At 63.5% G+C, this 14,230-nt stretch carries 12 protein-coding genes and 1 pseudogene; 8 read left to right on the plus strand and 5 right to left on the minus strand.

The genetic code is table 11. From position 1 onward, the window contains the following. Nucleotides 1-91: 91 nt before the first annotated feature. From WBP07_RS19430 to rpoH, 4 genes are all read left to right on the plus strand, one after another. The gene (locus WBP07_RS19430; protein WP_066702607.1) at nt 92-1,111 is read left to right on the plus strand and encodes a 2-hydroxyacid dehydrogenase; all 1,020 of its coding nucleotides are present in this window, start codon (nt 92-94) and stop codon (nt 1,109-1,111) included. 111 nt (nt 1,112-1,222) lie between these two features. Further along, a complete protein-coding gene (locus tag WBP07_RS19435) occupies nt 1,223-2,224 on the plus strand; it encodes a site-specific integrase (RefSeq protein WP_066702604.1) in 1,002 nt (333 codons plus the stop codon). Then, nucleotides 2,225-3,061, plus strand: coding sequence for a GIY-YIG nuclease family protein (locus tag WBP07_RS19440; protein WP_066702598.1), 837 nt, complete (start codon nt 2,225-2,227; stop codon nt 3,059-3,061). It begins immediately after the preceding gene. 350 nt (nt 3,062-3,411) lie between these two features. Beyond that, nucleotides 3,412-4,350, plus strand: a complete 939-nt coding sequence (rpoH, locus tag WBP07_RS19445; RefSeq protein WP_066702595.1) for an RNA polymerase sigma factor RpoH — start codon at nt 3,412-3,414, stop codon at nt 4,348-4,350. A gap of 70 nt (nt 4,351-4,420) precedes the next feature. On the opposite strand, the gene WBP07_RS19450 is transcribed toward rpoH, so the two are convergent. From WBP07_RS19450 to WBP07_RS19460, 3 genes are all read right to left on the minus strand, one after another. Further along, on the minus strand, nt 4,421-4,546 hold the full coding sequence (locus WBP07_RS19450) for a hypothetical protein (protein WP_267886522.1): 126 nt from the start codon (nt 4,544-4,546) through the stop codon (nt 4,421-4,423). A gap of 88 nt (nt 4,547-4,634) precedes the next feature. After that, complete coding sequence (locus WBP07_RS19455) at nt 4,635-6,554, minus strand: TonB-dependent receptor (protein WP_232037456.1); 1,920 nt, start codon at nt 6,552-6,554, stop codon at nt 4,635-4,637. Between the two features lie 180 nt (nt 6,555-6,734). Next, entirely contained in the window at nt 6,735-7,886 is a 1,152-nt protein-coding gene (locus tag WBP07_RS19460; RefSeq protein ID WP_232037455.1) for a diguanylate cyclase, read from the minus strand. A 334-nt stretch (nt 7,887-8,220) separates the two neighbouring features. Between WBP07_RS19460 and WBP07_RS19465 the strand changes: the two genes are divergently transcribed. From WBP07_RS19465 to WBP07_RS19480, 4 genes are all read left to right on the plus strand, one after another. Further along, on the plus strand, nt 8,221-8,697 hold the full coding sequence (locus WBP07_RS19465) for an Hsp20 family protein (RefSeq protein WP_008829907.1): 477 nt from the start codon (nt 8,221-8,223) through the stop codon (nt 8,695-8,697). Between the two features lie 96 nt (nt 8,698-8,793). Beyond that, nucleotides 8,794-9,306, plus strand: a complete 513-nt coding sequence (locus tag WBP07_RS19470) for an Hsp20/alpha crystallin family protein (RefSeq protein WP_066702638.1) — start codon at nt 8,794-8,796, stop codon at nt 9,304-9,306. A 50-nt stretch (nt 9,307-9,356) separates the two neighbouring features. Next, complete coding sequence (locus tag WBP07_RS19475; RefSeq protein WP_083952596.1) at nt 9,357-9,911, plus strand: NADH dehydrogenase ubiquinone Fe-S protein 4; 555 nt, start codon at nt 9,357-9,359, stop codon at nt 9,909-9,911. 38 nt (nt 9,912-9,949) lie between these two features. After that, nucleotides 9,950-10,711, plus strand: coding sequence for a trypsin-like peptidase domain-containing protein (locus WBP07_RS19480; RefSeq protein WP_235682171.1), 762 nt, complete (start codon nt 9,950-9,952; stop codon nt 10,709-10,711). A 110-nt stretch (nt 10,712-10,821) separates the two neighbouring features. Here WBP07_RS19480 and WBP07_RS19485 read toward each other — a convergent pair. Both WBP07_RS19485 and WBP07_RS19490 read right to left on the minus strand, forming a co-directional pair. Then, nucleotides 10,822-10,977, minus strand: a pseudogene (locus tag WBP07_RS19485) (GGDEF domain-containing protein); the annotation flags it as partial. 66 nt (nt 10,978-11,043) lie between these two features. Next, entirely contained in the window at nt 11,044-14,187 is a 3,144-nt protein-coding gene (locus WBP07_RS19490) for a response regulator (RefSeq protein WP_395395927.1), read from the minus strand. Nucleotides 14,188-14,230 lie beyond the last annotated feature (43 nt).

Consider the following 14,230-nt stretch of genomic DNA (forward strand, 5'->3'; position numbering starts at 1 on the left):
ATTCGAACGATACGCGCGAAAGGCTTTCCGCCGGCAGTGCGGTCGCCCATCCTCTTTGCTCTCGCGGACAGGTCCGCGCTCGGAGGCGGACATGCGCATCGCGATCTTTGGCACGCGGAAATACGACCGGCAGTTCCTGACCCAGGCGAACGCGGCCTATGGGTTCGATCTCGATTTCCTTGACGTTGCCTTGTCGCCCACGTCGGCGCAGCTCGCGCGCGGTTTTGACGTCGCCTGCATCTTTGTGAACGATATCGCCAACCGGCAGGTGCTCGAGATGTTGGCCGAAGGCGGGGTGGGTCTCGTCGCGTTGCGCTGCGCAGGCTATAACAATGTCGATCTCGTGGCGGCCGAGACGCTCGGTCTCGCCGTAGTGCGGATGCCGGGCTACTCGCCGCACGCGGTTTCCGAATTCACGATCGGTCTCCTGCTGGCGCTCGATCGCAAGATCCACCGCGCATGGTCCCGAGTTCGTGAGAACAATTTCGCGCTCGATGGCCTTGTCGGCCGTAACCTGCACGGACGTGTCGCCGGCGTCGTGGGAACGGGACAGATTGGCGGGCTTGTCGCTCGATCCTTGCGGGCTGGCTTCGGCTGTGAGGTCCTGGCCAGCGATCCTGTCGTTGACGAAGCGCTCGTCGCAATCGGCGTGCGCTATGTCGAGCGCGAGGACCTGCTTCGCGAAGCGGATATTATCACCTTGCACTGCCCGCTCACGCCCGAGACCCGCCATCTGATCGATGGCAGCGTCCTGGCGACAGCGCGGCCCGATCTGGTTCTGGTCAATACCAGTCGCGGTGCGCCTATCGACAGTGCCGCGCTGATCGAGGCGCTCAAGGCGCGCCGGCTGGGCGGTGTTGCGCTCGATGTCTATGAGCAGGAGGCGGGCATCTTCTTCGACGATCTTTCCAGTGAGATCATCGACGACGACATCCTCCAGCGCCTGCTGACATTTCCCAATGTCCTGATGACGGGCCACCAGGCCTTCCTCACCGAAGAAGCGCTGACAGCTATCGCTGAGACCACCTTGGAAAGCATCCGCGCTTATTCCGCCGGCGAGCCGCTGTGCCACCAGTTGCGCCATCAAGCCACTCGGCCGGGGGCTGGATAAGCGTGCGACGGCTCATTGTGTCCGGGATCCACCCCGTCCACCTATGTCCGATAAATATGATTCTCGGACATAGGATTTACGCCGGGAGTGGGCTCTGCTAGGCTGATCGCGATGGCACGCGACCTGCTTCCATTATCGATCAATCTTCCCGCCGATCTTCTCGCGGAAATTGGGGGTGCGCGCGAAACGCTGGCTGCTGCAAAGGCCAGCTCGACCCAAAAAGCGTATGCCAGCGACTGGGAACGCTTCTGCGCATTCTGCGATGCGCGCAACGTCGAGGCATTGCCCGCCCACCCCGACATCGTCGCGCTTTTTGCCCATGTCGAGGCCGAAGCTGGTATTGCGCCCGTCACGATCGGACGCCGCGTTGCGGCGATCAATCATCACCATAAAGAGGCTGACTTCGCTTCACCCACGGCGCGCGACGCGGCCGGCATCATTGCCCAGATGATGGCGGGCGTTCGCCGACGCTATGCGCGCAAGAAGGTCCAGAAGGCGCCGGCGGAGGCTGATGTCCTCAAGGCCATGCTCGCCACGATAAAGGGCAATGGTTTGCGAGCCGTTCGGGACCGCGCGATCCTGGCGATCGGCATGGCCGGAGCGTTCCGGCGTTCTGAGCTGGCCGCGATGCAGCTGGGCGATCTCGTCTTCACCGCCAAGGGCGTTCGCATTACCATCCCGAAATCGAAGCGCGATCAGGAAGCACTCGGACAAGTTGTGGCCATCCCCGAGGGCCGGGTGATACAGCCGATCCGGCTCTTGAAGGCCTGGATGTCCGTCGCCGCCCTCGACGGCGCTGATAGGAAGGCCGGCGAGGCACAGCAGGCGCCTCTTTTTCGGCGGCTGACCCGGTTGGACGGGCTTACCGATCAACCGATGACCGACAAGACGGTCGCGCGGCTCGTCAAGGCCTGCGCGACTGCGGCAAGCCTCGATCCTGCCCTCTACTCAGGCCATTCACTTCGCGCGGGGTTTCTCACAGAGGCAGCATCCCAGCGCGCCAATCTCTTCAAGATGAAGGACCACAGCCGGCACAAGTCGCTCGATACGGTCGCGGATTATGTGCGCGACGCTGCGATGTTCGATGACCACGCGGGCGACAAGTTTCTGTAAATGCTGCTGTTCACCGATCTTCTCGAAAAGGCCGGGCTTGACCCGGCCGATGTTCGCCTCCTGCGGCACCAGACCAAGGCGTCGACGGGGCGCACGCCTTATGGCCTGTGGCGCGACGACCGACCGGCCTTCGAGGATTATCAGAGCGTCCAGACCGCCGGAAATCGGGCCAGCCTGGCCGCGCCGATCTGGGCGAGCTTTGTCGCGCCGCCGACAGGAGGCTCGTTGTTTGCCGGAATCTACACGGCGGAGCATATCGGCGCCGCGCCTCCAGGCTGGCTGGACCCGCTCCACCAAGTCGCCGGCGTCACCTTGACCGCCGATACGCTCGACCAATACCGCACGGCGCTCACCTCGCATCTGGAGCCCTATATCGGTCGGCTCTGGATTGAATGGGGCGCGGGCGCGCGCAAAGGGGTGCAGCGTCCCGACCGTCAGAACAAGCCGATCATCGAGCTCACGCGCGCATTTCGTGAAGACGCCTTTCCCGGGTACACGCACTTCGTGACGAACGTATCGCAGGTGCAGAGCCTGCCGGCGACATGGGTGTCAGCGCTGCGGGCCGCACGCGGAATTTACCTTCTCACCTCAGCCAAAACGAAAGAGCAATATGTAGGCTCGGCGACAGGTGAAGGCGGGTTTTTCGGCCGCTGGATGAATTACGCTCAGGACGGTCATGGTGGCAATCTTTGCCTGAAGAGCAGCGAGCCAGGCGACTATCAGGTCAGCATCTTGGAAGTCAGTGGATCGGCGGCGACTGTCGACGAGATTCGGAGCATCGAGCAACTCTGGAAACGCAAGCTCCAAAGCCGCGAAATGGGACTCAATCGAAATTGAAGTTGCTGCCCGGCCATTGTGCTGCAAGCCATGGCCGTTCTGAATCACCCCGTTCGTCTGCACGCTAATCGGTGGCGTGATCGACAAAGGGCGCAAGGCAACGGCAAGCCGATATCGTTGAGCATGGCGAGCGCTGAACCCCACCAGCGGGTCTGCCGCATCCGGATGGGAACCTGCGGCGCTGGTTTTACGTCATTAGGATATTCAAAACGCTTTGAAGTGATTTTATACTGGTTAAGCCGAGGCAGAGCCTGGCCGCGTCGCGACAGCTGCGGGCCCTGGACACAGGACCCACGCAGACTGGCCGGCGGCAAGGTTCGCCCGCCAAACAGGTAATTGCGTGAAGAGCCATGACAGACATTGCACTCAAGAACGCCGTTATTCCGGCGCCGGCCAGTGAGGATGGACTGAACCGGTATCTGGCGGAGATCAGGAAATTCCCGATCCTCTCGCCCGAAGACGAATATATGCTTGCCAAGCGCTTCAAGGAGCATGGCGATCCGGAAGCGGCCGCCAAGCTCGTGACCAGCCACCTTCGCCTGGTTGCGAAGGCGGCAATGCGCTACCGGGGCTACGGCCTGCCTGTTGCCGACCTCATTGCGGAAGGCAATGTCGGCCTGATTCAGGGGGTCCGGCGATTCGACCCTGATCGCGGTTTTCGTCTTGCGACCTATGCGCTGTGGTGGATCAAGGCCTCGATCCAAGAATTCATCCTGCGCAGCTGGAGCATGGTCAAGCTCGGCACGACGGCCGCGCAAAAGCGCCTGTTCTTCAATCTCCGCCGGATCAAGAACTCCCTCCAGGCCTATGACGACACCGATCTGAAACCTGATCAGGTCCGCCAGATCGCCGACACGCTCGGGGTCTCGGAAACCGAAGTCACCAGCATGAACCGGCGGATGATGCAGGGCGGCGACGCCTCGCTCAACGTGCCGCTCGGGGAAACGGGCGAGGATCAGTGGCAGGACCTGCTGACCGACGACAGTCCGCTCCAGGACGAGGCGCTTGCCGGCGCGCAGGAGCGCCAGCGCCGCCAGAACATGCTGTTCGAGGCGCTCGGCACGCTTTCCGACCGCGAGCGGGATATCCTGGTCCAGCGTCGTCTGATCGATGAACCCAAAACGCTCGAGGATCTGAGCCTCGTCTATAAAGTGAGCCGTGAGCGCGTCCGCCAGATCGAGGTTCGGGCCTTCGAAAAGCTCAGCCGCGCCATGCACCGGATCGATGATGAGCAGCGCATCGCGAAACTGGGCGGACGCAGGGAGAACCAGGCACGCAAAGGCCATTGACCGCGGGCGGATGCACAGAGGGTGCCACCCGCCTCACCTCCCCTCTCGGGCGCTTTGCCTGCCTCCGCCGCTAGTAGCGGGCCGATATCTCGATGCCCCAGGTGCGGGGCTCGGCCGGAATGAACGTCGGGTAGCCGAACGAGCCGCCGACATTCCCGGCGTCGAGCAGGTAGCGCCTGTCGGTAAGGTTGCGCACGAACCCGGCAATCTAGAGGCGGTCGCTCCACAGGCGCGCTCCCGCCCGAGCGTTGATCAGGGTCACTGCGGACTGGCTGATGGCCTCGCTATTGGGCAGTTCGAAATAGAGCTTGGAGCGGTAGGTGACGTTCGGCGCGGCAAAGAGGCTGACGACATCTGATACGGGGTGTTCGATCATCTATCCCTGCCGACGCCTGCCAGCGGGGCTGGAGCCGAAAGCGATCGCCAGCATAGATACCGTTGGCAGGCCGATCGTCGATCCGCGCGCCCGTGTAAGCCATGTTGCCAAAGAAGCGAACGCCCCGGACCGGACGCACGTCCAGTTCCGCCTCGACGCCCGCATTGCCCGCCGACCCGGCATTGTCGATGCGGACCGCGCCGCTCGAGACATCGATGACAGTGACCTGGAAGTTGCGATAGCGGTCATAATAGACCGAAACCGCGCCACTGATGGCGCCGCGCGCGATCTTCAGACCCGCCTCGTAGTTCCAGACCGTCTCGGCCGGGACGATCGACAGGTCGGGTACAGGCCCCGTCGCAGCCGAAAGCTGCACAGCGGGTGAGCGACGGCCTTGCGAGATGGTGGCGAACAGCGTGCTCGCGGGCGACAGATGATAGACCAGGCTGAAGCGCGGAAGGAGAGCGGTAAAGCTGCGCTTGGCGGTATAGGTGGCCCCGGCCGTGTCGACAAGTGGCAGCAGCGGGCGGCCGTAGAGCGGCGCATTGGGCTGCTGCGCGGTATAGCCCGAGCGCCGGTCCTCGATCAGCAGCCGAGCGCCGGCTAGAAACTCCAGACGCGGCGCTGCCTTCCAACTCACATCGCCGAACAGCGACCAGGTCGTATTGCGGCCCGAGTTGCGGTACCAGCTCGAATAGGGAATGACGGTCGCCAGCCCTCGCGACAGAAGCGCGGTTGCCCGCGATGCAGTGACCTGGTTGTTCGCATCGACACAGCCAAGCCCCGGGACCAGATTGGCGGTGCACTGCAGATAGGTGCCGACCTCGGTGGAGAAGGGGACTGTCTGCGATCCGTTTTCGATGAAAGCGTTCCAGCCGAAGATCGCCCGCCATTGAGCGTCACGATATGTGAAACGGCCTTCATGGCTTGCCTGCCAGCCTTTGGCCTGCTCGGCGAATTCCAGATACCATGCTGCCGACCCGTCGGCGTCGAGCACCTCGCGCGAATTGAACCGGCGATAGCCATTGGTCGTCGTGCAGGACCAGCCATCGGCGATGTTCGCGGTCACCGAGAGGTTCACATCATAGACGTGGCGGTCGATCCCGAGCTTATCGCCCCCGAGCACTGCCCCGGACGCTGGCGAGCCACCGAGATAGGCTGCCCCGAAGATACCTTGCGCCGCCGTCGAGCCAAGCCGCCGCGACAGGAAGGGCGTTCCGGAATTGCGCTGCCGGTCGTAGGTAAGAACGAGATTCGCGGAAAGACTCTCCGTCGGCTGAAAATGGAGAGCGCCGCGCAGCCCGAGCTGGTCCTGCGCATAGAGATCATCCTGGCCCGGCGCGAGATTTGGGACGTAGCCATCGCGCTTCTTCCACTGCCCCGCGACGCGAGCGGAGATCCGCTCGGAACCGATGTTGATGAAGCCTTCCTCGCGCGGGGCGCCGAGATTGCCGATGGCGCTCGTGAGGCCGGCCGAGAAACCCGGCCGCGCAAGATTGGGGACCAGGCTGACCGCTCCGATCGTGGCGGCCGTGCCGAACAACGTCGCCTGCGGTCCCTTGGCAACCTCGATCCGTGCAAGGTCGAAGAGGCCTTGATAGGCGCCGCGCGCGCGGGAGATGTCGACCCCGTTATAGTAGACACTGACGCGCGGCGGCTGCTGCGCGGCGCCATTGTCCGACGTGATGCCGCGGATCACGACACCGGGGCTATGCGGGCTTTGGATCTGGATATTGAGGCCCGGCACATAGGCCGAGAGTTCGCCGATGTCCGTCACCCCGAGCTCGTGGAGGCGCGGCGCGGTCGCGACCGAAAGGGTGATCGGCACTCTAGGTCGCGCTGCTCGATCTTCTGCGCGGTGACGATGATAGGGGCAGCCGCGGCGGTCTGCTCGGCGGCCCGCGCAAGGGCCGGAAAGCTCGACGAGACGAGGGCGATTGTAAGGGCGAGAAGGCGGCGCATGCTGTCTTTCAAAAATCGAAGTGGTTCCAGGGCCGGGTGCTGGCCTTCAGGCATTCACTGCCTTCGCTATCCCGTCGTCGGTCTCGATACGATCACGTCCCAAGGTCTTGGGTCGGTAGCATGCCTGATCGGCGCGGCGCATGAGGTCGGCTAGGCTGTCTCCCGCCTGGTATTGCGCAATTCCCGCGCTGAAGCTGAAAGTGGGCAGGTCGGCCTGGCCATGTTCGCGCGTATGGGCGCGCATGGCCTCGACGATAAGGCCAGCCGCGGGCGCGGAGACCCGATTGAGCAGGATCACGAATTCCTCGCCGCCGGTGCGCGCAAGATGGGCGGACTTGGGCGCCGTACTGCGCAGGATATCGGCAAAGGCCTGGATAACCCGGTCGCCCATATCATGCCCAAAGCAGTCGTTGATCCGTTTGAAATGGTCGAGGTCGATCATCACGGCACAGAGCTGGCGCTTGCCGATTGGAGCCGATGCCAGCAGCGCCTGCGCCTGACGGTCGAAACCGCAGCGATTGAGGAGGCCTGAGAGATGATCGGTCTCCGCCGTGCGCACATATTCCTGAATGGTCGTCTGGATGACGATCAGCAGAACGGTGAGCCCGGCAGCCGTCAGTAGGATGGCCGTGCTGGCTTGGGAATAAAGCGCATAGGCGCTCCCGGCATAGTCTCTTGCGGTTTGTCCCGACCCCAGGGCGGCAGCAACGAAGGGTTTGATGAAAAAGTTGAGACCGCTCAGGAGAAACAGCCCGGCCAGGGTGTGGTTGAGCTGGCCCTTGCCGGTGCGAAAGGCCGTATGGCTGCACAGGAGAATGCCGAGGGCCAAGGGCAGCTGGAAGGCCAGCTCATAAATGAGATCGTCTCGCGTCCCGCCCCAGATCGCAATGCGCGTGATCAGGCCCAGCACGGCAAGAGTGGCGATCGCTGTCCAGGGTGGGCGCTTGCGATGAAAGATGCTGAGCGCGGCCGCCATGGCGAGGAAACCGCCCAACAGCGCCATGTAGCTCGCCAGCATGAAGGGCGCGGGATAATCGGTCAGCCGGATCGCAATCTCGCTGATCGGCGTCACCATGCCCAAAAGGTAGCTGACCCCGAACGCGATGACCGGACGTTGTCCCCGACTGATGCGGGCGATCAGGAAATAGCTGAGCGCAAAGAGGCCTGCCACCACCGCATTGACGATCAGCAGAACCACTGCCCATTCATACGCACACGAACCCTTTGCCTTGCGGCAAGGGTAAGCGAGTCTGGTTAACATTATCCTGATCCCGCAGTGTTCGGCCTACGTGCGCAGCTCCCGTTTTCGCGGGATCCCGATGGGTGATCGCCAGAGACTAAATCCGCAGGTTCAGTGAGCCCAAATTTCTTCAGACCTCTGTTTCCTTTCCTTTTTTATCTCTTGAATCTGCGTTTGCCGAAATTACGTCTGGGGTGCCGGACGCCGTTCGGGTCCGGTTGGACATAGAGAGCGTCGGCTCTACTGTACCGGCGCTTCTCATGCCCAAATTGCTCAACCGGAGGATTTGGAAATGAGAACCAATTTTGACTTTGCGCCCTATCGGCGCTCCACCGTCGGCTTCGACCGACTCTTCGATCTGCTCGAGACGGGCATGCGGGGCGATGGCTCCGATGGCTATCCACCGTTCGACATTCTGCGGAACGGCGAGGACAGCTATCAGATCACGCTCGCCCTGGCGGGTTTCCGTCCCGAGGACGTCGAGGTCGTGGCGCAGCAGAACCAGCTCACCGTCACGGGCAAGCGCGCCGATGACGACGGCAAGAGCGAGTATCTGCACCGCGGCATTGCCGCGCGGGCCTTCGAACGCCGCTTCCAGCTCGCCGATCATATCGAAGTCGGCGAGGCTTCCTTCGACAATGGTCTTCTGACCATTGCCCTCAAGCGCGTCGTGCCCGAGGCGATGAAGCCCCGGCGTATCGCGATCGGCGGGTCGTCCCCCGAGCCCGCGCAGATCGAGACGCAGCACCAGGAAGCCAAGGCGGCCTGATCTCGCGCTCCAAGTGGTTCTGCCGGCGTCGTTCCTTCGGAAACGGCGGCCGGCAGGCCATACCCCACAATCCAGCCTCAAAAGGAGATGATCATCATGTCTCTTCGTGATCTCATTCCCTGGAGCCGGCAGGAAAACCGGCTACCCGCGGTCGTAGGCGCTGAGCCGGAGCGGGATCGGACCACCCATCCGCTCATGTCGCTTCACCGCGATGTGAATCGCCTGTTCGACGATCTGTGGCGGGGCCTGCCGTCGTCGCTCACGGCCTTGGGCCATGTCATCGACTATCCGCGTATCGAACTCAGCGAAACCGACGAGGACATCCGCGTCACGGCCGAACTGCCCGGCATGGACGAGTCGCAGGTCGATCTCTCGATCGCGGACGGCGTCCTCGCCTTGAAGGGCGAGAAGAAGTCCGAGCTCGAGGACAAGGATCGCGGCTATTCGGAACGGAGCTATGGCCGGTTCGAACGGCGGATTCACCTGCCCAAGGGCGTGGAACCCGACAAGGCGCAGGCCAGCTTCAGCAACGGCGTGTTGACCGTCACCATCCCGCGCAAGGAGGGAGACGTCGACAGCGTCCGGCGCATTCCGATCAACAAGAACTGACCAGGAAGAGAGGGCGGCCTGATCGGGCCGCCCTCATCTTGGAGGATAGGATGGCAACGCAACCAAGTCTGACCAGTCCGCTACCCGCCGCCCCCGGGGTGCGGCCGACTCCCAAAGGGGCCAACGACAATGAAGATGCGATCGCCATGCAGCCGACATGGCAGCGCTATACCAGCGCGCTGCCGCCTGATGCGCAGGCGATCATCGAGCCCGATCCCTATGCCGACCACCCCGGGCGCGCGCGGCGGGGCCGCTGGCGGATGCGCTTTAGGGAGCGGTTCGCGCCCTTGCCCGATCCGCTGACGGGATGGACCGGGGCAGGAGATCCACTCTCTTCCCTGATGCTCGAATTTGCCACGCGCGAGGCTGCGGAGGCCTATTGCCGTGGGCGCGGGCTAAGCTTCATCACCCATGACAAGCCCCGCCGGCGCCCCGTCCAGCCCGCCCTTCAGGCCTTCCAGCTTAGTGCCATGGCGCCGCTTTGCTGCTGGCCCACGGGGCCCCATGCCCGCTGTTGTGGAAACTATCCAGTGCTTGCAGACCCCGGCCCCATTCAAGGCAGAGGCACCGCAGCCGATCCGCATCACCACGCGGGCCTGTCATGAAGCGTGGGGGGCTTTTTATCGGCGCCCTCGGCTGTGCCTTGCTGGCTGACCTCTTGTTCGGCTGGGGGTTCTCATGGGGCGGCGCAGCGCGGGATATCCCTCCCGTTCCCGCAGCAGAGCCGGTGCCGATCAGCCGACTCACCGTCGCTCCGCTGGTCAAGCGCATCTCGCCGGCAGTGGTGAACATCGCGGTGGCCTATCCCTCCCCCTATGCGCAAAATCCCCTGCTTCGCGATCCCTATTTTCGCCGTCATTTCGGGGTCCCGGACGTGGCGCTCGAGCCGCGCCTGTCCGCCGGCTCGGGGGTCATCGTCGATGCCGCACGCGGGCTGGTTCTGACCAACGCTCATGTCGTCAAGGACGGCCTCATGATCGTTGTCATGCTCCAGGACCAGCGCAAGCTGGAAGCCCGGCTGGTCGGCGTCAGTCCCGACGCGGACATCGCGGTTTTGCAGATTCCGGCTCGGAACCTGAAAGCCGCGCCGCTTGCCAGTGCCGATACCGCCGAGGTCGGCGACTATGTCGTCGCAGTCGGCAATCCCTTCGGCCTCGGGCAAACCGTCACGGCAGGGATCGTCAGTGCGCTGGGCCGCGGCCTGACGCCGCAAAGCCCGGTCGGCCTCATCCAGACCGATGCACCGATCAATCCAGGCAATTCCGGAGGGCCGCTCATCAACATGCGCGGTGAGGTTATCGGAATCAACACGGCGATCCTGGCGCCGTTCGAAGGCAATGTCGGCATCGGTTTCGCGGTTCCCGCGTCGGTGGTCCGGGACGTCCTGCGGCAAGCGCGCTCCTGACCTTTTAGCGAGCGGTGCCCGGCTTGGGCGCGACGCGGATCTGATTGCGGCCCCCGGTCATTGGCCGCATAAAGCGCCTCGTCGGCGGCCTTGAGCGCAGTGCGCGGGTCGGGATGATCGAAGACGTCAGCCACGCCCGCCGAGAAGGTAATCTGGCCGAAGGGCTCGTCATTGTGCCGGTTGACCAGACGCCGCTCGGCGAGGCTCTCGCGCAGCCGGTCAAGGCGCTCCTTGGCTCCGGTAAGGGTGCATCCCCTGAAGAGCATCACAAATTCCTCGCCGCCATGGCGTGAGATGTGGCATTTGTCGTCCGATGACTCCCCGCTATCCCGCTATGCGGGATCACTCTTCGCTGGGTCGAGGGAGATCGCCGACACCACACGGCGCAGATCCTCCTGACTGTAAGGCTTGAGCAGGATTGCGGCATCGGGAAATTCGGTGGATGAAATGCCGCTGCCATCGCCGCTGGCGAAAATGATCGCTGGCGCGGGGACACGCGCCTTGACGGTCCTGGCAAGGTCGATGCCGGACGCCTTGGGCAAGCCGACATCGGTCAGGACAAGGTCGACCTCGTTTTGCCCCAGCAGCGCTTCGGCAGCTTCGGCGTCCTCGGCTTCCAGGACGGCATGGCCAAGATCGGCGAGCATGTCCGCGGTGTTGAAGCGGATCAGTCCGTCGTCTTCGACAAGGAGGATACGGAGGGTGCGGGCCTCCCGCACGGGCTGGGACGCCGGCGAGGGCGATGGCTCCGGTGCGTTTCCGCCGCCCTTCGCGATCAATCGGTGCTGTGCTTCGTTGGCCAGCACGTGGCGGACTTTGCGGGCAAGCGCTTCGCGCGTGTAGGGCTTGGAAAGAAGCTCGACCCCCGGATCGAGCCGGCCATGATGCACGATCGCGTTCTCAGTATAGCCCGAGGTGAAGAGCACCGCGAGGTTCGGCAGCCGTTCCTTCGCTCGGCGCGCAAGTTCGGGACTACGCAGCGGGCCGGGCATGACGACGTCAGTGAAGAGAAGATCCATCGGCACGCCACTCTCGATGACGGTGAGCGCGCTTTGCGCGTCGCGCGCCTTCAGCACCCGGTATCCAAGTTCGGACAGCAGGCAGACGGCGGTCTCGCGGACGGCATCGTCGTCCTCCACCACGAGGACCGTCTCGGAGCCGCCCCGCACCGGTCCCGTGCTCGTATCGGTGAGTATGTCTTCCCGGGCAGTCTCGCGGCGCAGGTAGAGCTTGATTGTCGTGCCCTCACCCACCTCGCTGTAGATCTTGATATGGCCACCCGACTGCTTGACGAGGCCATGGACCATTGAAAGACCAAGCCCCGTCCCCTTGCCTTCCGGCTTGGTACTGAAAAATGGTTCGAAGACCTGGTCGATGATTTCCGGCGCCATGCCTGTGCCGGTATCAGTAACGGCCACCATCACATATTGCCCGGCGGTGACTTCGTCGTGCTGGCGGGCATAGTCATCATCGAGCCAGGCGTTGGCCGCCTCGATCGTCAGGCGGCCGCCATCCGGCATGGCATCTCGCGCATTGATCGCCAGATTGAGGATGGCGTTTTCGATCTGACCCGGATCCACGAGGCAGTTCCACAATCCGCCGCTCACGATGGTCTCGATCTCGACATCCTCGCCGATGACCCGGCGCAGGAGATCGTCCATATTGTTGATGAGGCGGCCCAAATTGACCACCTTGGGCTCGAGCGGTTGTCTGCGGCCGAAGGCGAGGAGCTGCGAGGCGAGCTTCGCGCCGCGCGAGACGCCTGCCAACGCATTCTGCACACGCTGCTCGGCGCGCTCATTTCCTGCAATGTCGCGCGACAGCAGCTGGAGGTTTCCGCTCACCACCTGCAGCAGATTGTTGAAATCATGCGCCACGCCGCCCGTCAGCTTGCCGAGCGCTTCGAGCTTCTGCGACTGGCGTAGCGCCGCTTCGGCGGCCTCCCGGTCCAGCGTTTCCTGCTGTAGCCGGCCCAGCGCCGTGCCCAGCTCTTCGGTGCGCTGCTCGACCCGGTGCTCGAGCGTCTCGTTAAGATCGTGAAGCTGATCTTCCGCCCGCTTCTGATGCGTCACATCATAGCCGTCGACGAATATACCCGAGACGCTGCCATCGGGCTCGACAATGGGTTGATAAATGAGGTTCACGAAGCGGATCTCGAGCGGTCCGTCCGGCGTGCGCTGCAGATGGGCTTCGAGATTGCGGCCCACAAAGGGCTCGCCGGTCTGATACACCCCGTCCAGAAGCTCGATGAAGCCTTGGCCGGCAATCTCGGGAAGTCCGTCGCGCAGGGGCATGCCGACCACGTCGCGATGACCGACGAGCTGCAGATAGGCGTCGTTGACCATGTCGAAGACATGATCGGGACCACTGAGGATGCACATGAAGCTCGGGGCCTGGCGGAAGAGCCGGCGAATGCGGTCACGCTCCTGCGTTCGCAGTTCCACCTCCGAGATCAGCTGGCGGTTCGCCTGTTCGAGGACGCGTGAGGCTTCCTCGCGCATCGTGGCGACTTCTGCCAGCGCGGCGGCGCGCTCCCGTTCCGCCTCGAAGGCATAGCTGCTGGTCAGGCCTGCGGTAATCTGGCCGGCAAGCAAACCGAGGAAACTCAGATACTGCTCGCCGGCGGGACGATAAGGATTGAGGCCAACCACGAGGGCGCCCAACGGCCGGTCGTTTCCGCGATCGACCAGGGGAACGACGGCGATCTTCGTGGGCGGACGGTCCCAGGATCCGGTTGGGAGATCGGAGTGCGTGCACTCGTCGATCAGGGGAGCGGTCCAATCGAGCTGAACCCGCTTGACTCCCCAAGGATCTTCCGCCGAGCCTACTGCATGCGCGCAGGGATGATCAGGGTCCATCCCCGCGAAGTTTCGCGCCAGGACAGGGGCGCCGGTTTCGTCGAACAGGTAGATAAGCGCAAAGGGCATGTCGCGATCGTTGCGCGCGAGTTCCGCCTCGACAGCGTCCAGCACGGCGTCATGCCCTTGGGCCCCCGCAAGGGCCAATGCGAGCTGGCGCAGCGATTCCAGCCGCCGTTCGCTGATAACCCGGTCGGTCTCCTCACTGACCGCGCAAAACACGCCCTCGACCGTCCCCTGGTCGCCCAGCAGGGGGCTGTAGGAAAAGGTGTGATAGGTCTCCTCGGGGTATCCCGCGCGCTCCAGGATGAGCAAAAGAGCGCGGTCCCAGGTCGCCTCGCCCTTCTGATAGACCGTTTCGAGACGTCCCTTGATGTCGTCCCAGATCTCGGCCCACAGCTCGCGCGTCGGCATGGCAATGGAGCGCGGGTGCTTGTTGCCCAGTGTCGGCCGGTAGGCGTCGTTGTAGAAGAAATGGATGTCCGGCCCCCAACCGAGCCACATCTCAAATTTCGATGTCAACAGCAGTCGAAGTGCGACCTTAAGCCCATTTGGCCAGTTTTCCGGCGGGCCGAGCGGCGTTGCGGCCCAGTCATGGACCCGCAGCAGGCGGGCCATCTCACTGTCGCCCACGAATATGTCTTCATAGGGTTGTGGTATT

Origin of the sequence: Novosphingobium oxfordense, assembly GCF_044029435.1 — a bacterium.
GTDB lineage: Bacteria > Pseudomonadota > Alphaproteobacteria > Sphingomonadales > Sphingomonadaceae > Novosphingobium.